The sequence below is a fragment of the Aerosakkonema sp. BLCC-F183 genome (genome assembly GCF_041929145.1).
Classification (GTDB): Bacteria; Cyanobacteriota; Cyanobacteriia; order Cyanobacteriales; family Aerosakkonemataceae; genus Aerosakkonema.
The window spans coordinates 22,280-41,406 of record NZ_JBHFNU010000126.1; the positions used below are offsets into that span (position 1 = coordinate 22,280).

Sequence of the window (19,127 nt, forward strand, 5' to 3'; positions counted from 1 at the left end):
ACATTCTGCATAAATTCCCCTGGCAACCCTGTTGTGGAACAACTCTCGGCACTCATATTACATTAATGCTCCTTCTGTAGGTGGAGCTTCACCAAAATGACAGATCCGAACATTGGTCGCTTACTTGACAATCGCTATCATCTGGTAGAGCTGATAGGGACAGGGGCTATGGGTCGGGTTTATCGCGCTAAAGATGTTTTACTAGGAGGCGTACCCGTCGCAGTCAAGTTTCTCTCCCTAACAATTCAAAATCAGAAATTGCGGTTGCAGGAGCGCTTTGAGCGAGAAGCGAAAACCTGTGCTTTGTTAGGCCAAAAAAGTCTCCATATTGTTAGAGTCATGGATTATGGCGTGGACGAGAATAAAACTCCCTTCTACGTCATGGAATATCTCCAGGGAGAAAGTCTCAGTGAGATAGTTCGCTCCCGCCCTCTTGCTCTACCTAAATTTATAGCTTTAGCACGCCAAATTTGTTTGGGATTGCAGTGCGCTCACGAGGGTATCCCTGTAGATGGCGAAATCTGCCCGATTATCCATCGAGATATAAAACCCAGTAATATCTTAGTGGTTCAAGACGCCAGTCTCGGACAGTTAGCCAAGATTCTTGACTTTGGGATTGCCAAACTGCGTCAGGCAGACAGCGATCAAACTAACTATTATTTGGGAACCTTGGCCTATTCATCCCCCGAACAAATGGAAGGCAAGGAACTTGACAACCGCTCGGATATTTACAGTCTAGGCGTGTTGTTGTTTGAAATGCTCACAGGGAAAATGCCCCTACAAGCAGAAACCCACTCGTTTGGGGGTTGGTATAAAGTCCATCACTTCCAGCAACCGAGAGCTTTTGAACACACCAATCCTACCTTGAAACTGCCCAAAGCGCTGGAAAACTTGGTGATGAGCTGCTTGGCAAAAGAACCGGTCGATCGTCCCCAGAATGTTGGTGAAATCATCAAGGCGTTGGAACCTCTAGAGCAACGATACAGCACTGGTAGGCAGCTCGGTCAGCGCATTGAATCAACCCTGGCTAACGTTCCCCTAACAACGGAATCAAGCACTCATCTGGTACCAGTACCATCAAAACCCCAGCCAGCAGCAGCACCATCAAAACCCCAGTCAGCAGCAGCACCATCAAAACCTCAGCCAGCAGCAGTACCATCAAAACCCCAGCCACCGCCTGCCCTTGATGAAATTGAGCGAATAGTTCGACAGCAATCCTGGCCAAACAACAAACCGATCGCCGAGATTGTCTTTGCTCATTCTTTGTCCACCAACCAAGAAAATCTGGCGACGTTATGGGTGATGTTAAAAAAAGAAGATATTCAGAAGCGTCATATTTGTAAGCGCTACAATCAATTCTTATTTTTAATGTCTCCCCATCCCATGCTGCTATGGATTACCGCACTCTATACTCGCGAAGCCGGCCCAAAGTGGTTGCGCTGCTACTTAGATATGAAGACTGCCCAAGGTGAAGAAATGACAAGGCTTTTAGGGGAAACAGGTCGTTACTGGGTGTTGTTATTTGCCTTGGAGGAACCCAAGCACTGTATGCACGCTATGAGCGTTAGGATAGCTCCCTCTCAATGTCAATTACTACAACAGTGGGTCAAAACCAGTCAAACATTAATATCCGTGGGCTCTCCCAAAATGAGTAAAGAGTTGCTCCATGCCCAATTTGAGAAAATTAAGCCTCAGATTATTGCGAAATTAGAAGCTAATTCTTCGCTAGGCCAGTAGCATATGATGCTTGCCTATATATTTTTGGGTAACAGAGGTAGCGCTGCGATCTTCGATCGGCACTACCTCTAAAATTTTTGTTCGCAAATTATCTAACTGGGTCTAGGCTCTAGGCAAAGAATAGCCTCGAATCAACGCTTAGCAGAATTAATAACGTCCTAGCAACCAAAATAAACCCCATTTGTTGGGAATATTTTACCGATACTCTAGCAACAAATAAATATTTTTCATCTTTATTAACAATTCCAGCATTGATAACTGTCGATGTTTCTCTCGATTGACTATAAGAAACGAAACAACATCCACGTCATCTCAAAATTTGGAGCTGGTTAACTGCTGTGTTTAAACCCACACCAGTCCACGAACAAAGGTCATAAACCAATAGAGTTGACGCCCCAGCATCCCCAGCTTCTTTCCCCCTCGGAACAAAGCAAGAGAAGGAGGTCGCCCACTGCGACATCAGCAAGCTCTACTCAAAGTGAGGGTTTGATTCCAAGCCCCATTGGTGCTTCAAAAGATTCTGATAGGTCGCTTCGCGCACCATCATTTGTTCGTAGAGCTTGACTAAAAAGTCTTGTGCTTGCTCCAAGTTCATTTTTTCAACTTGGGTCTTAAAGGAAAAGATGCTGAATTGTTGTTCGAGAGACAGTTCGATGGGTGAATTCATAAGTAACTCCTACAAAAGATATAGTGCGGACTTATGGTTTGCAAATACCTCTACCAGGGAGGTTGGGACATAACCGTTGCGGTTATTAAGTCTATATTACAAAAGATAACAATTATTTGACAAATTGCACATACCTCCCAAGTTGGTAGTTCTAGATCCATAAGATAGATATGTCGCTCCGGAAGTTCCATATCGCCTAATGGTATTTTTAGCAAGTTCTCAAATGAAAAATTGCTCAGCATGAACAAAAAGCTTAAGTAAAAATACCTAAGCTTTTGTATTTATTCTTTTAGGAATATCTATTAGTTCTACTTATTAGTAGAGGCTTCCATTGCCACAATCACTACAGTGATGTTGTCTCGACCACCTTGTTCTTTAGCTGCGTCTACGAGGTCGCAAGCTGCTTGTTCCCAGAGAGGGGACTGGAGGTAGGAAGAGATCGCTACATCAGTAAGTTCTTCAGTCAATCCATCGCTGCACAGCAAAAGCCGATCGCCCACTTCCACATCTAGGGATTGTATTTCTACCTGTGCTAAATCCTCGCGACCCACACACTGGGATAACATATGTCGCCAAGGATGAACTCTCGCTTGCGCTGGACTGAGGACGCCAGCTTTGAGCGCTCGAGCCACCCAAGTATGATCTTCAGTGATTTTCTCCAGCTTTGCGTCCCGCAGCCGATAGAGACGAGAATCACCCACATGAGCCGCCCAAGCTTCTTGTCGTCTAAACAGCACCACCACTGCTGTTGTGCCCATATCCGAGCGTTCCGGATGTTTTTGCTGATCTTGGACGATTGCCTGATTTGCCTTCCAGAAAGCTGCCTCCAGCAGTGCTGGCGACTTTTCCTCCGAATCCCAATGTTCGTTTAAGTAGGACTTAATCGCCTGGGTCGCAATCCAACTTGCTTCTTCACCCCCAGCGTGTCCGCCCATCCCATCTGCAACGATAAAAAATCGCCCATCGGGGTCAACATAGAAAGCATCCTGGTTCACCAGACGAACACGTCCGGGGTCAGAAAGACCCGTGAAGCGACTTTTCATAACTTAGTTACTATCATTAGAGAGGCAAGTATCAGAACATACGCTCGTATTTGTCCATCCGTCTAAGTAGGCGGAACAAAGCCACAGCTACTGTAGCCGCAATTATAGCAGCGATCGCAGCCAGCACTACTTTATTATTAACAAATAAGATCGTAGCTGACAGAGTAAAAGCGCTAATTATTAAAGCATAAGTCGTGCCCATCTGAGAGCTGCTGACCCGGCGGAGAATCCGGTCTGTCTCAGTCGAACGAACGCGCACGCGCAGATCGCCCCGCTCCAATTTTTCTAGAGTCTCCTCTATGCGGCGGGGTAAGCCCAAAGCGGTGCTACTAACCTGAGCCGCTTGACGACCTAGTTCTCCCAGTAGGCTGTTAGCGGGATCGAAACCATTTCCTTCGGTCATAAGCTGCATTGCAAAAGGTTTGGCAACTTCCATAAAATTGAATTCCGGGTCTAAACCTTTCCCCACACCTTCCAAGGTGGAAAAAGCTCGCATCACAAACGTGAAGGTAGCCGGGAAGCGAAACGGCTGGTCGTAAGCAATTTCATAAAGATCGTCCGTAATCGCCGCCACCGACTGATTTTCAAACGGCTTATCCATGAAATTATCCAGCATATACTGGATCGATCGCCGCACTGGCCCCATATCGTCCACAGGTGAGAGGGCCCCCAACTCTACCAGAGAGCTAACTACACGATCGGCATCTTTTTGGGCAATGCCGAACAGCGTCTCCATCAGCTGCTCGCGGATGTTGGACTTAATCTTACCCATCATACCGAAATCGTAGAAAATCAGCGCACCGTCTGGGCTAGCTGCAATATTGCCTGGGTGAGGATCGGCGTGAAAAAAGCCATCATTGAGGAGTTGTTGCAGGTAAGCTCTAGCACCCATTTGGGCTAAAGCTTTGCGATCTAAACCAGCCGTTTCCAGAGCTTCGTAATGACTGATTTTGATTCCTGGCAAGTATTCCAAAGTCAAAACTCGCGGTGAGGTGTAGCGCCAGTAGACGCGAGGCACCTTTACCCAATCTTGACCTCGAAAATTGCGCCGGAAAGTATCGGCATTGCGCCCTTCATTCAAATAATCGATTTCTTCCCAAAGAATGCGGCAGCACTCTTCGTAAATTCCCAACCAATCTCGACCGCGACCCCAATCAGGATGGTTTTGAAAGTAGCGGGTAATTCCCCTGAGAATTTCCAGATCGATCGTAAACAGCTTTACCAAACCCGGTCGCTGCACCTTCACTACCACTTCTTCACCCGAATGCAGCTGGGCTTTGTGTACCTGTCCCAAGCTAGCTGCTGCCAGGGGAATATGCTCAAAACTGCGGTAAAGTTCCGGTACTTTTTTCCCCAAGTCTTGTTCGATAATCGCCTCAGCTTGCTCGTACATAAAAGCGGGCACCTTATCTTGGAGTTTAGTTAGTTCCTCTACGTACTCGGCGGGGAACAAATCCGCACGAGTCGAGAACAACTGGCCGACTTTGATAAACGTTGGCCCCAAATCCAGAAAAGTTTCGCGAATCCAGATGGCTTGCTTTCTGCGCCTTACAGCTTTTTTGGCATCGGTCATCCCACCTGGATAGCTCCAAGGTTTACTGTCGAGCCACAGCTCGAACAGTAGGGTTAACACGAAAGCCCAAATGTCAAGAAAACGGCGATGACGAGAGTAATTTTCTCGATTCCAACGGTAGGCTTTGTCACTATAAGGTTTTCCTGTAGCCTGCGACCAGGCTATTTGCTTTGGGAAGGCAACACCTTCGGCGCGATCGCCCTTTTCAGGGGACGGACGACTTTTATATCGCTTCGGCATGACCGGATCATCAGACAGGGCAGACACTTCGGGTTTCCAAATTTAGAGACATTCACTGCTTTGAAAAACTTACCTAAATCTAACTAAACTTGTTAATTCGACTTAGTGTTTTCTTCCTGCTTCAACCAAGGATGTCGGCATCTTGTTGTCCGCAGGCGTTAAGTTCAGGTCGAGCCGACCTTACTTTTTCTTCAGGGGCACGATCCAAAATTATCGAGGCATTTAAATCCCTGTCCATAACGTCCTATGGGAGGCAGGAGCGATTGCAGAGGGTATTAGCCTCAATCTCTTCTACTATACAGGCGTTGCGCGATAAGGGTATTTACCCAGGGCCAGATTTGCCAACAAGAATCCCACGGTCGATCGCCGTGGGAGGGTGGCAAAAGATTTTTGGGAAGTTCGATCGAAATCTCAAACAGAACGACTGCGATAGCGTTGCAATTCTGACCGCATTTGAGCAATTTCTGCCCTCAGTTCGTCAATGGTAGCTTGCAGGTCTCCTGATGGGGAACCCAGACCCAGTGTCTCGTCGGCGTAGCGTGTGCCCTGCCCTGTTGGGGCAGTCGTGCGCCCCTGCATTGTGCTTTCTTGGGATCGATTAGCTCGTTCGATCGCTTGGAGTGTGAATTCTCGCAGACGCTCCCGTTGCTCGGCATCAAATTTGCCAAATTCGCTCACAGCGTTGGTAAGGGCTTGTTCTAGCTGTTCGTAGAGCGCTTCGGCAATAGCTCTGCCGACAAAAAAGGCATGAACCTGATTATTGCTCATCTTTTTTCCTAGCTGGAGACACTCGACATAGTTTGATGCTTTCTATCCGCCCAAATTATAGCTTGCTATGAGATGTCCTGCCTGAGTCCTAAGCAACAACTAAGGCTGTTGGGTTGATTCTGTAGATGGCGCTGCTCCCTCGGACGCAGGTATCGGCGGTAATGGCTGAACAACTGCGGGTGGTGGATCGGATGGCTCCTTTGCCGGTGCAGGTTCTGGGTTAGCTACAGTTGCCGCTGGGGTAGCCGCAGGTGAGGGCGCTACTTCTAGTCTGGAAACTCCTGTGGGATTCTCGACAGGAGTAGGATTGGGTGTAGCGACAGCAGGCTGTGCTGGCGCTTGGGGTGCTGGCAAAACGGCTGCTGGTGATGGTGCTGGCGCAGCAGTCGATTCGGGAGTTGGTGTTGGTTGAGGAGAGGCTTTAGAATTGACAGCCTGCGGCGATCGCACTCTCAATTTTGGTTTGTAACGTCGTGGCGCTGGTGTGGCTTTTTGCTCAACGGTTGGGATAGACGATCGAGTATGAGATCGAAAATTAGATCCAGAATTAGATTGAGAATTAGATGGCGATTTTTGCTGGGAGTTCGGTTCGGGAGTTGATGCGGGTGGCGCAGTCGGTGCAGCTGTGGGCCAGTTGTTGGTGGGAGGAAAAGATTGTTCTTCCTGCAAAATCGGTTTGCCAGAATTACCGAAGCGCAAGGTTAAGCCAAAACCGATACCGACGATCGCTCCTATTGCGGCTGTAATTGCAAACACTCGCAATCCCTTCAGATCGAATCGCTTTGGATGGGGAATCTGTCCGTTTTGCTGTTCCTCTTCTTCACCTGTTGGCGGTTCTGTAACTACTGGCAAGGAAACTGTGGATGGGTTGTCTTGAAATCTGCTTTTAGGTAAAAGATTTAACCACGCTTCTACGGTCTGCGGACGGCGTTCGGCTTCCATCTCCAAACCGTGCATAATCGCCTGCTCAACCTGTTGGCTGAGGTTGGTTTGCAGTTGTCTTGGTTTGGGGAGAGGAACGCGATCGCGCAATGCTGCCGGTACTGGCGGTTGACCTACCAGCAAGGTATAAAGTGTCGCTGCTAGAGCGTAAATATCGGTAGCTGGACTGCGCCTGCCTCTGGGCAGATATTGTTCGATCGGCGCATACCCGGCTGATAAAATACCTGTGTGAGTTTGAGTCACCCCTGGTGTAAATTCGCGAGCAATACCAAAATCGATCAGAATTACCGTCTCTGTACCTTCGCGCCGAATAATATTTTGCGGTTTAACATCCCGGTGGAGCAACCCATTTTGGTGGACAACACTAAGAGCCGATCCAATTTGACAAATATAATTAATAGCTTGAGCTTCCGGTAAAGGTTGGCCTTGTTTGAGTAAATCTGCCAGCGTGGGGCCAGGAATATAATCCATGATGATAAAAGACTGCCCAGCCTCTTCAAAAAAATCCAGCACCCTGACAATATTCGGGTGCTGGCACTTGGCTAGTCGCTGAGCTTCGGCGACGAACTGCTCTTGAAATCTTTCAAAATTCTCATGTTGGCGCAGATTTTCATGGAGAGTTTTGATCACGACAGTTTGACCCAGATAGCTGTGGGTAGCTTTGTAGGTGATCCCAAATCCACCCTGGCCAATGGGGGCATCGAGAACGTACTTGCCATTTTGAAGCACTTTGCCAGCCGTTATGTTCATGGGTAAAGTCACTCGACGCGAGACAATGCCAGTTTTCCATGATAATCCTACTGCCATACAGCTGACTGAGAACTGCCCTGCGCGATCGAGAAAGGTATTTTGGTTTTATGTAGCAAAAATGACACTCTTTGATAGCACGACTTTGTTAAGTTTGCCCCAAAGCAAGTTTAGATCGGGCATTTGGTGAGTTAATGTTTCTCATCCGCGCCAAATGCCTGAGTAATAAATGGTGCTGAGAAGGCCGATTGCCATCGTGGTGAGGCACGGACTTTGGAAATGTCAGTTGACTGGATTTTTAGGTGTGAGGAAAAATGCAAAAACTGTTTTGGCAGACTTTGTTGTTTAGTCCAGCAATTTTAGTCGCTGGTTGTGTAATATCTTGTGAAGCGATCGCACAAGAAGTAGAACCAAACCTGGTGCAAGCAAACAGCAGCTCGCACCAGCAAGTCTTGGATCTCAATAAAGACTTAAAAGTTATTGACTCCATAGATTCGATCGATCGCCAGGAAGTTCCCCGCCCTTTAAACGGTGAGGCAATGGCACAGATTGCGCCGCTTTCCCAACTATCTCCAGAACCAATCAATTCTCAAGCAGCGCCTGCCAACCGAAATAAAAAAAATCCAATGGGGCAGGTGACATCCGTTTCCCAGCTATCTGACGTTCAACCGACAGACTGGGCATTCCAAGCGCTGCAATCTTTGGTAGAGCGTTACGGCTGTATTGAAGGATATCCCGATCGCACCTACCGGGGCAACCGTGCCATGACTCGTTACGAATTTGCCGCCGGTTTAAATTCTTGCTTGAATCGCATTCAAGAACTGATCGGTACCATCCGTCCTGACCTTAGCGCTGAAGACTTAGAACGCATCCGGCGTTTGCAAGAAGAATTTCGGGCTGAACTCTCCACCCTCCGGGGTCGCGTAGATGCGCTGGAAGCTCGCACCACCCGACTGGAAGCCCAGCAATTCTCCACCACTACCAAACTAAGCGGTCTTGCCACCTTCAATATCACCACAGCTAGTATTGCTGGCGATAAAGTCAAAGCCGAAGGGTTAAATACTTTCGCTGCCACGCGACTAGAGGACAACACACCATTTGTCAGAGAAGTGGACGACCCCCAAACCACTTTAAGTTACGTAGTGTGGCTCACATTCAACACCTCTTTTACTGGCAAAGATAATCTGCTAATCAACCTAGCAGCAGGAAATGGAAACTCACCTGTAAATCAGATTGCTTCTGCCGGTCAATTCAACACAACTGGTGTTAATTTTTTCGACCAGACTGCTGGGGCAAATCCGAATCAAGTGATTATTCGCGATTTAGTTTATACCTTCCCAGTCAGCAACAATCTGCGCCTATCAATTGGCCCAAGAATAAATTGGTATTCTCGTTTTGACGGTAATGCTTTTACCCTACCTTTCAATACGGGTTCGACTTTTAACGCAATTAACAGCACTTTTTTAACCTACACTAAGCGCGGCGCAGGAGCTATAATTGAGTGGAACATCAGCAAACAATTTGAATTGCGTGCTGGCTATCTGACAGAGAGTATTGAATTTTTGCCGGGTGTTCGTCCAGCATCCGATCCGAACAGGGGTTTATTTAACGGTGCCGATACAATTACCGCCGAAGTCACATTTAAACCCGTTAAAACTGCTAATTTACGCTTGCTGTACCAGCGTAGTAATATTTCTAGAAATCAAGACGGACAAATTGCTTTTCAGCCTATTGTTGGGGTAGCGGATGATGGTTTTGGCGGACGCCTCCACGATGCCACTTCGGATACTTTTGGGGTTAACTTTGATTGGTTAATTACTAGGCGCTTTGGTATCTTTGGACGCTATTACTATACCAGCGCCCATTTAGACCCCATTACGCCTGGAAGGGAGGATGGAGATATTAACGCACAAAATATTCAAGCGGGACTTGCTTTTCCAGATTTAGGCAAGCGCGGCGCAATGGCGACGATATCGTTTGTTGTGCCTTTTGATATTTTGGATGGTCGTGAATTCCTTGTATCTGGTGGTGGCAATGGTGGTACTCAATACGATATTGAGTTGGGTTACTTCTTTCCAGTAACTGAGAACATAGCCGTTGTTCCAGCTTTGTATATCATCAACAACATTAACAATTTTGATGATAATCCCACTGTTTTTGTTGGCAATGTGCGAACTCAGTTTAGCTTTTAAAGAGCAGTTATTAGCTGTCAGTTGAACTAAGTAATGTTTAGATTATTAAAAATATCTAAACATTACCAACTGAGAAAAGAGTTAGAAAAAACAAGAGTGAATTTAAAATGTCATATCTGTTGAGGGTAAGACAGATCGCTTTTGGGCATTATTTCTCAATTTTTCGATAACTTCGGGAGGGGTATTGGGGCCGATCGCACCGCAGTAATACAAGTTCATTACTGCTTTAAAAGCCCAATCGTTGGGCGATACATCGGTGAAAGGAATTGGCAAAGTATCGGCGCGATTTTGCACGCAAGCGTTGAGAACTTGTTCTGCTGTTGGCCGCGCTTGGGCTGTCTGTCTGTCGGATCTGATAGATTGGGAGTTTTGCGCTTGTGCAATATTTGCTAAGCAAAGGGGAGCCAATATTGCAGCAAATGCGAACATTTTTAATTGCATAAACTTGGCCTGAAAAAAACTGTAACCAAAGGTAAAATTTTACTGGTTCTATTAAGTATGGTATGTCAGAGCGAGCGAAGTAATGATTCTCCGGAAAATTATGCGCTTCTGACGCATTCTTCAGATGATATCGTGTCCGGTTGCATTGGTAGTGTAAGACCGATCCGAAAATTTATCTTTGGGCATCATGGGTTAATTTTTTACCGCAGATTTAGGCAGATAAACGCGGATTAACGCAGATAAGAAAGTGATTTTTTAGGTTAGCGATGTTCCTGGGTATGATATGAGATTGTCACAAAGACGTTTTTTATTTTTGAAAGTTGCCGAGTTAAGGTTGACAATGCTAGTAATCACAATTTTGGCAATAGATTAGGGTGCGATCGCAATTTGTTCGATAATTGGATCGTTATCTCCTGCTACCCAAGCGGCAAATTTTTGGGCTAGAGGCGGTACGAATACCAGCGGATTGCTGAATCCCGAAAATATGTAAAGACCTTCTATGCTTGGTAATTTACCGATTGCGGGTAAGCGATTGTGACTGAAAGCTACTAAACAGTGATGCCACGTTCCTGGCAATTTTCCCAATGCGGGTAGGACTTTTCCCACTTCGGCTCGAATCGCAGTTTCGCTGGCTTCTGGGTCTATTGTGGCATACGGATCGGTGAGAGCGCGACTGATTTGCCCGATGATGATTCTGCTATCTTGAAACTGAATCGCACCGGCATCTAAAATGGTAGCATTTGGCAAAGGTATTGGTTCGTGACCCTCGTTCCATAAGTTATCGAACTCAGCCACGCTTGTTTGAGCTTCTAGTTGAAAGCGTTTCAGTTGGGCAGGCATTACTAAGGTATTTAATTGCAAATCGACGGGAGGGGTTTCTATCAGTTCGGCATGGGAAAAATACAGGCGTACCGAGATGCCTGCATCTTTGAGCAATTGTCGGCTAATCCCACCCGCACAAACAACGATGTTGAGGCTGTGGTATGTTTCCGTGCTAGTTTTTACTCCCAAAATGCGATCGCCTTCTCGAATAAATCCCAATACTTTAGTAATTTGCATCTCGCCGCCTCTCCGAATGGTCGCTTCACAGTAAGCTTGGGCGGTTAATTCTGAGTTGATGTGACCGTGTTTTACTGTTAACGCACCGCTAAGAGAGTCTGGATTGAGTAAAGGTTCGATCGCACAAGCTTCTGCTACACTAATTAACTTGGGAGGTATGACGCATTGGCTGTATGCTTCTGCCACTTTTGCCGGGTTATTTTCGGCATCAATAGTTAGGATTAAATCTAATTCGCGAAATTGTATATCGATGTCTAATTCTTGGGAGAGAATGCGATTGCGATCGCTTCCTTCCGCGCACAATTGACGAGTCAATTCTGTTGTCCCCGACCAATATGCCAAACCACCATAACTGTAGCGAGTCGCATTATTTGGTGCGGCGTTTTGTTCTAATAAAAGTACAGAAAATCCTTTTTTTGCGAGTTCGTAACTAAGTGCCGCACCCGTAATCCCGCCGCCAATAACAATCCAATCGTATGTTTTCATTTTCAGACTGTGAAGTACTCGTTCTGGACATCGATTACCAACTAAGCTCTTTTCATTTCGTTGGTTCTCCATTCTGCCTGGTTAAATTATTCTTTCATTATATCACCTAAGTTCGTTGGTAATTCAAATTCGCCATTGTCAAGCGGTTCAAAATCTAGTACTTGGGTAACTGCATCAATATTTAAGATACCGTAAATATGAGGATAATGTTCATCTCCCACACCTTCGTAGCGAATTTCCGCTCGAACTTTCTCAGATTCGATCCAAAGAAGTACCAAACCTTTTTGATTGTAAAAATATTTGTTGGCAGTTTTGACAACTTGGTGCGCCGTTGAGCAATGGATAAATCCTTCTGTTTCCAACGTATCGCCTTTATAAAAGCCATCGAGTTGTGCTTGCTCCCATTGTTCGCGCTTCGTGATATGCAAAATTATCTTCATTCGATTTTATCCTCTCTTATGTTATTGCAAATTTTTGCTAATAAGTTGACTGTCGCGCAGAAATTACCTTTATTTCTGACTGTTGTAGCTATTTAAGACGATAGCCAGCCAAAAGGATTTCTAGAACAAACCAAATTTAATATCATTATAAATTAAATTTAACCTTGACAAGGTAATATTTCTGAAACGAGTAATACTAATATACCAATCCCGTAAGCCCCTCTTAAACATGAGCGATTTTTCTAGCGAGAAGTGGCAAATGATTAAAACGCTTGCCGCTAGGCTGCAAGCTATAAAGACGATTATAGAAACTTTTGATGGACAAATTAAAAATCAACCGTTTGCTGAAGAACTCAGACCTATAAAAGAACAGTTAGAAGCTGATTTTGAAAACAATTTGAATGCTTTGCTCGATTTAATTGATGAAAATGATATTTAAATAGGTTTGTTTATAAATATAGGATGTCTAGATGCAGAGCCAAATTTTTTAAATGGTTTGGTTTTCTGTTTAGCAATTTTCTGGTTATCTCCACTATTGGATAAGGTAAAATAACAAAATTTACACTCAACCCAAACTGATTAGGGAATTTGGACAACCTGTTCATCAGTCGGTTCGATATGACAAACTAGAGTTCCTATTGCGGAGATGTTGGAATTATATCGCAAATTGTTTGGCAGTACTTGACGCATTCCCCACAGCAGTATGAAACGAGCGAAAATTATGATAAAATTTAGAGCGACAAGGAGTTAAATCAAATGGCTACAGAAATCGAAAAATCCGTAACCTACGAGGGTGGCTGTCACTGCGGTGCTGTCCGCTTTCAGGTGGTGGTGGAGAAGCACGAAGCGGACGAATGCAATTGCTCGATCTGCAAAAAAAAGGGATTTTTACATCTGATTGTACCGCCGGAAAAGTTTACGCTGCTAAGCGGTGAAGATGTTTTGACGACTTATACATTTAATACGGGTATTGCGAAACATACTTTCTGCGGTATTTGCGGAATTCACGCTTTTTATAGACCGCGATCGCATCCTAATGACTACGATGTAAACGTGCGCTGTCTGGATGGCGATGCGATGTCAAAATTTCGCATTATTCCCTTTGACGGAGCGAATTGGGAACAAAGTATAGACCAACTGCACTCGCGAGTGCAACCATCATGAGGGGCTAGGGGTTAGGAGTTAGGGGCGAGGGTAAGAAGAAGCTAGGGCGTCAGTCCAGTAAAAGAGATTGACAAAAGGAATAAGGCGTGTTGCTGATAGAAACCTCGGCTCCGGCGTTGCATTTGGACAGAAAATCTTGGGTTTTGTGTAATAAATTGTCGCCCAAATGCTAATGCCTCCGGCACGCTACGCGAACGCCCCTACATAATACATATTTCGTTCTTTTTGTCAATTTATTTTAGTGGACTGGCGTTCTAGAATCAGGGATTTTGTAGATAAATTTAAGAACTTCCTAACTGACGCCTCATCGGTGGCGATAAAGATGAAAGATCTAATTTTTAATTCTGGCAGAGGTCGCGATCGCTTTCGCGAACATTGATATTAGTCTTCAGATAATCGCGTACCCAATTGCAACCCCGCACCTGGAGATTGTCGATATCCAAATTCCATAAAATCACCTGTTTATCCTCACTAGCAGAAGCGATCGTCTTACCATCCGGGCTGAAATTCACGCTCAAAACCTTTCCCTTGTGACCCTTCAAAATATTCGGTTCCCTACCGTTAAAACTCCAGAGTATCACGGTATTGTCATCGCTAGCAGAAGCGATCGTCTTACCATCCGGGCTGAAACTCACCCAGTTCACCGAACCGCTATGTCTTTTTAAAGTATCGATGAAAGCACCGTTCCGAGTCCAAAGTTTAACAGTTTTATCATCGCTAGCAGTGGCAATTATTTGACCGTCCGGGCTAAAATTCACCCAATTCACCGACCCGTTATGCCCCTTCAAAGTAGCGATTTCTTTACCGTCCCGACTCCAAAGTTTGACAGTACCATCTTTGGTAGCTGAAGCAATTATCTGACCGTCGGGACTGAAACGAACTCCCCATATCCCATTGGCATTGATGTTGAAAGTTTGAAGTAAAGTGCCATCGCGCCGCCAGAGTTTCACAGTCTTATCTTCACTTGAAGAAGCGATCGTCTGACCGTCCGGGCTAAAAGTCACGCTGGTGACTGACTTATCGTGTCCCTTGAGGGTGTTGAGTAAAGTGCCGTCCCGCCGCCAAAGTTTGATCGTTGTATCCTCACTGGCAGTAGCTAAAGTCTCCCCATCTGGGCTAAAACTAACATCGAGAATCCAGTTGCTGTGTCCCATCAACGTTTTCAGCAACTTACCGTCACGCCGCCAAAGTTTGACAGTTGCATCCGAACTGGCGGAGGCCAAAATCTGCCCATCAGGGCTGAAACTAACGCTATTGACCCAATCTTGATGACCTGTTAACTTCTTTAGGAGTTTGTTCTCAATTCTCCACAGTTTAACGGTGTTGTCATCGCTGGCGGAGGCAAGAGTCCCACCGTCGGGCGACCACGCTACCGCCCTTACGCCATTCCCATGTCCGCTCAGGGTTTTGACTAATGTACCGTCGAGCTGCCAAAGTTTGATGGTTTTGTCGGCGCTCGCGGAGGCAATTATATCACCTTTAGGGCTGAAACTTACATCTAGCACTAAATCCTTATGTCCGGTTAAAGTAGCGATCGCAGTTCCATCCCATCGCCAGAGTTTGACGGTTTTGTCCTCGCTAGCACTTGCAATCAACTGACCGTCCGGACTAAACGCTACATTTTGAACCGCATCGCGATGTCCGGTTAGGGTATTGATTAATTTGCCATCCAGTCGCCAGAGTTTGATGGTTTTGTCTACACTGGCAGAAGCGATCGTTTGGCCATCGGGACTAAAACTGACGCCCATTACCCAGTCGCTATGACCTTTGAGGGTTTTGATTAATCTACCGTCAACCCGCCACAGTTTAATGGTGTTGTCGGCGCTGCCGGTCGCAACAGTCTGACCGTCGGGCGACCAAGTTACGCAAGTCACATCATTTGTATGCCCTTCTAGGGTACGCAGTAAAGTGCCGTCGCGGTGCCAGAGTTTGACTGTGTTATCGGCGCTGGCGGTCGCAAGAGTTTGGCCATCGGGACTGAAACTGACGGCGGCGACTCCCGCTTTATGGCCTGTGAGAGTGGCGATCGAACTGCCATCGCGTCTCCATAATATTACGGTTTTGTCATCGCTGGCGGTGGCAATAATCTTTCCATCCGGACTGAAAACGACGCCCAGAACATTATTAGTATGTCCCTCCAAACGGTTGTATTCTCTGACTCCGTAAATTGCCTGTCCGAGTGCCGTTGCTACTGGAATCTGGATCTCAGCTTCTGTCGCAGAAATTGATTTCAGTTGTTTAACTGCCCTCAGACTTTCTATTAACGCATCAAACTCTCTATTAGAAGCAACCAGCGCTTCTGAAGAAGCACTTATAGCTTTGATTTGGCTGATTTGTGCTAATTTTTTTTGCGAATTTACCGAGAATACCAACCCGGTCAATATAAATACAGCCCCGCAAGCAGCTGCTAAGCTAACTGTCTGAATTCGCTTGCGCCAAGCTTCACTTCTTTTTTGTTTTTCTTTGGCATCTGCAAGTGCAGCTAGCAGTTCTTTTTCCTGCCGCAATTGTTCAATTACAACCTGACTCAGTTCTTCCCGATGACGCAAATCTGTCAACTCAGCTAACAAGCCTTGTTTTTCTGGATGACGAGTCAAAGTTTGGAGATAGTCGTTCAGGAATTGATAGCGTGCATCTGCTATTTCTGCCAAAAGTTCTTTTTCTTGACGAAGTTGTACAATTTCTGTTTGCCTGCGGATCAGTTCTTCTCGTTGTTCTTCAACTTGTTCCAGCAAGCCTAACTCCTGTTGTTGCAAATAGCGAATAAAAGTAACTAGATAATCGTGAATTAGTTGATAGCGCTGTGCCGGAAATTCCGGTAACTGAAAAACTAACCCGGATTTCACTAAAATCCACAACACCAAGTCTAAGTTATTTGACTCTTCTAGCGCTTCTAAGTCAGATGCTAATTCAGCACGAGTTTTGATCGGTCTTGTGTCGTTTTCATCTGTGAGTAAGTACAAGACAAGTAGCGCTACTTGTTCGTTTTCTGGGCCACAATCATGAATCACTTCTTGTAAAAATTGCTCTACAAGTCGGTTTTTCGGCCCACGCTCTTGATATTTACTAAGTGTTGTGATATTCTCTGCTTGCAGTTGCGCTCCCACTACCTGCAATTCAATGGGTCGTACTTCTCCAAAATCTGCGGCTAAATCTCTAACTAATTCATCAATAAGAGCTTCTTCCAAATAAAACTGAGAACGCTGCGTTAAGCTTTGAATCAGCGCTTTGGCATCTGCGGGTGGAAAGTTACCTATGTAATGGAGGATATCTTTGCTGAGGATATCGTTATTTATTATTGGCAAGTTAGTGAGACGCTGACAACCTAACAAACGATGCAGATGATCTTCTCTTATGGAAAGTATTACTTTCACGAAAGGAAGATTAAGCGTCGCTCGGATGAAATCAAAAAAATGTTTAATTTCAGATGAAGTTGCGCCTACGAAAAAGAATTCTTCAAATTGGTCGAAAATTAGCACAGTTAACAAGTTTCGTTCTTGATTTTTTTGGAGTTGTGCTAAGATTAATTGCGGTGTATACAGTGGGGAATTTAGGCGAATATTTTTAATTTCCTTGAGCGCTTGTGCCAGTCCTCTTCCCAAGGTTTCACTCCAATCTGTATAAACTTGCAGCACTACTGGCAAAGCATCTCTTGCGCCAAAGCTGGTTTGTTTTAATGCAGGTACTAATCCTGCATTGACAATCGAACTTTTACCTACACCTGATTGACCGTAAATAACAGTTAGTTTTTGGTCATTACGGCTAATTCTTTCTATGAGACGATAAACATCTTGTTGGCGTCCAGAAGTGGCAATTTCTAGGGCAACTGTTCCTTGATATCCGGCATTTACTCCAGTACGATCGATATTTACTAATGCGGGGTTAGTAGCTTGTCTTTGAGGTTCTAACTGACCTGCACCAATAAAAGCGCGGAAACCATATTGTTGTTCGATCGAACGTTGTTCCAGTTTGATTTGAAATGCTTCTCGATATTGACTTTGTTGGAAATAAAGCGATCGCAAAGTTTTTAAAATACGTATATATTGGCGAGGATCGTAGTGAGCTTTGCTGCCGGCACGAGCCATTTCTAGATTACTTATAGCCGACTCTATTTGACTGAGTTGCTGTTGAGCTATACCTAAAAGTAAAAGAGATAAATTTTCATATTGAGGGTATTTTCCCACATCATATAAAGTAGTTTTGGCCAAAATCGCTAAATGCAAAGCTCCTTCCCAATTTTGGCGTTTGAGAGCTACTTCTGCCAAGAATATATAATCTTGAGCTAGTTGTAAAATTTCACTACTAAAGTCTGTATTTCCGTAAGTTATATGCAGTTGTAAGGACTTGTTTGCCAGATTTTGTAAATCGTCCCAATCTTCCATACGTCGTAATACTTCACCTAGATGGCCGATGAATTTAGCGACTAAATCTGACCGTTCTAGGTCTTCAAAAACATTTACGCATTGCTGTAAATATTTGCGTGCTTCCTCCCAATGACGCCGGCTTTTTGCAGGTTCTAAATCTGCTTTTCTGCGATAGCAAAGACCGATGTGAAATAGCAGCAATCCCTCTTTCAATTTTGGGTTTTGGATTTGGGATTTGGGATTGGTTATGTGGTTGTTTCCATCTGGTATTTTCAAGACAAAATCTGTATTTACTTGCTGCCAAAAAGCCAAGCTACGCTGATAACAATCTAAGGCGACATCAATTATATCGTTGGCATAAGCATCGCGACCGAACACAAATTCTAAGCTTGCTTCTAGTTCGGGATCGAGTTTTATGCCGCGATGAAGTAAATCTGTTTGAGCAAAATCTAATTCTAGGCGACGGGAAGAACCTATTTCTAAGTCGAGCGCTGAATTGTTCAGATAATTAACTGCGTCAGATTCTAAAATGGAAGCGAATAAAGAATCTGCATTTTGGCGCAATGAATCTATTAATTCATCTGTGGCAATGACAAATTTAATCGGGGTAGCTGCCCAACTTGTCAAATCGGGCGCAAATCTGACTAGCTTTTGCTGTAGCTTATCGTTTATCCACAGTACCAAAGGAAATGGAAAACTCTGACGCAACTCATCTCGCATTTGATTGGTGGAAGTTAGCAAGCTGGCAATCGCGCTAACAGATTCCAAGCCAAATATCATTAAAGCAGCAGGTCGATCGTCTCCCAATTCTGCTTGAATAATAGGATAAAGTCTTGTAGTTAATTCTGGTAGCACTACTGCACGAATGTGGAAACTGGAAAGTTCTCGCAAACGTTGCACTATATGCGATCGCAATCGTCCATAGTTACAGTTTGCTAAGACCAGAGAAAATTGCCCCTGAGAAAGTGCGATCGCTCGCTTTAGCGTGTTCAGCGAACGATCGTTCTGTACAGCGGCATCTTCTAGTAGTTGCTTCGAGTTACCCACAAGTGAAAATTTTGCGCTTTTGCTAAAACTGGATCGATTGCAAAATAGCTCCCTTTTCGATCGCCTTTTCTATAAAGATGTAAAATAAGGGTGCATATTTTTGTCGCAGACGTATCAGACATCAGTCATAATAATTTACGCGCAAGACAAGCACTCACCCGGTAAACACGAGTGAGGTTTGTGGGCGATCGAAGTATTTTCCCATTACCTTTACCTG

13 protein-coding genes are annotated in these 19,127 nt (G+C 45.0%); 4 read left to right on the top strand and 9 right to left on the bottom strand.

Features of this window, described 5'->3' with window-relative positions:
* The first annotated feature begins 96 nt into the window (after window positions 1-96).
* Complete coding sequence (locus ACE1CD_RS36855; protein WP_374796967.1) at window positions 97-1,737, top strand: serine/threonine protein kinase; 1,641 nt, start codon at window positions 97-99, stop codon at window positions 1,735-1,737.
* Window positions 1,738-2,206: 469 nt separating this feature from the next.
* Here the strand turns inward: ACE1CD_RS36855 and ACE1CD_RS36860 are convergent, their stop codons facing one another.
* The 5 genes from ACE1CD_RS36860 to ACE1CD_RS36880 all read right to left on the bottom strand — a co-directional run bounded on the left by ACE1CD_RS36860 (window position 2,207) and on the right by ACE1CD_RS36880 (window position 7,777).
* Window positions 2,207-2,404, bottom strand: a complete 198-nt coding sequence (locus ACE1CD_RS36860) for an NblA/ycf18 family protein (protein WP_374796969.1) — start codon at window positions 2,402-2,404, stop codon at window positions 2,207-2,209.
* 308 nt (window positions 2,405-2,712) lie between these two features.
* A complete protein-coding gene (locus ACE1CD_RS36865) occupies window positions 2,713-3,447 on the bottom strand; it encodes a PP2C family protein-serine/threonine phosphatase (RefSeq protein ID WP_374796971.1) in 735 nt (244 codons plus the stop codon).
* A 31-nt stretch (window positions 3,448-3,478) separates the two neighbouring features.
* Window positions 3,479-5,287: an ABC1 kinase family protein gene (locus ACE1CD_RS36870; RefSeq protein WP_374796973.1), complete on the bottom strand. Its 1,809-nt coding sequence runs from the start codon at window positions 5,285-5,287 to the stop codon at window positions 3,479-3,481.
* 384 nt (window positions 5,288-5,671) lie between these two features.
* Window positions 5,672-6,028 carry a DUF6825 family protein gene (locus ACE1CD_RS36875; protein ID WP_374796975.1) on the bottom strand — a complete coding sequence of 119 codons (357 nt, stop codon included), beginning with the start codon at window positions 6,026-6,028 and terminating at the stop codon, window positions 5,672-5,674.
* Window positions 6,029-6,127: 99 nt separating this feature from the next.
* Window positions 6,128-7,777 carry a protein kinase gene (locus tag ACE1CD_RS36880; RefSeq protein ID WP_374796977.1) on the bottom strand — a complete coding sequence of 550 codons (1,650 nt, stop codon included), beginning with the start codon at window positions 7,775-7,777 and terminating at the stop codon, window positions 6,128-6,130.
* A gap of 254 nt (window positions 7,778-8,031) precedes the next feature.
* On the opposite strand from ACE1CD_RS36880, the gene ACE1CD_RS36885 reads away from it, so the two are divergent.
* Entirely contained in the window at window positions 8,032-9,909 is a 1,878-nt protein-coding gene (locus ACE1CD_RS36885) for an iron uptake porin (RefSeq protein WP_374827910.1), read from the top strand.
* Window positions 9,910-10,011: 102 nt separating this feature from the next.
* Here ACE1CD_RS36885 and ACE1CD_RS36890 read toward each other — a convergent pair whose 3' ends face one another.
* The 3 genes from ACE1CD_RS36890 to ACE1CD_RS36900 all read right to left on the bottom strand — a co-directional run bounded on the left by ACE1CD_RS36890 (window position 10,012) and on the right by ACE1CD_RS36900 (window position 12,335).
* Window positions 10,012-10,350: an S-layer protein gene (locus tag ACE1CD_RS36890; protein ID WP_374827911.1), complete on the bottom strand. Its 339-nt coding sequence runs from the start codon at window positions 10,348-10,350 to the stop codon at window positions 10,012-10,014.
* Window positions 10,351-10,719: 369 nt separating this feature from the next.
* Entirely contained in the window at window positions 10,720-11,895 is a 1,176-nt protein-coding gene (locus ACE1CD_RS36895) for an NAD(P)/FAD-dependent oxidoreductase (protein ID WP_374796983.1), read from the bottom strand.
* An 86-nt stretch (window positions 11,896-11,981) separates the two neighbouring features.
* Window positions 11,982-12,335: a DUF952 domain-containing protein gene (locus ACE1CD_RS36900; RefSeq protein ID WP_374796985.1), complete on the bottom strand. Its 354-nt coding sequence runs from the start codon at window positions 12,333-12,335 to the stop codon at window positions 11,982-11,984.
* 229 nt (window positions 12,336-12,564) lie between these two features.
* On the opposite strand from ACE1CD_RS36900, the gene ACE1CD_RS36905 reads away from it, so the two are divergent.
* Both ACE1CD_RS36905 and ACE1CD_RS36910 read left to right on the top strand, forming a co-directional pair.
* Window positions 12,565-12,774 carry a hypothetical protein gene (locus ACE1CD_RS36905; RefSeq protein ID WP_374796987.1) on the top strand — a complete coding sequence of 70 codons (210 nt, stop codon included), beginning with the start codon at window positions 12,565-12,567 and terminating at the stop codon, window positions 12,772-12,774.
* A 317-nt stretch (window positions 12,775-13,091) separates the two neighbouring features.
* A complete protein-coding gene (locus ACE1CD_RS36910; RefSeq protein WP_374796989.1) occupies window positions 13,092-13,499 on the top strand; it encodes a GFA family protein in 408 nt (135 codons plus the stop codon).
* A gap of 338 nt (window positions 13,500-13,837) precedes the next feature.
* Here ACE1CD_RS36910 and ACE1CD_RS36915 read toward each other — a convergent pair whose 3' ends face one another.
* On the bottom strand, window positions 13,838-18,910 hold the full coding sequence (locus ACE1CD_RS36915; RefSeq protein WP_374827912.1) for a hypothetical protein: 5,073 nt from the start codon (window positions 18,908-18,910) through the stop codon (window positions 13,838-13,840).
* Window positions 18,911-19,127 lie beyond the last annotated feature (217 nt).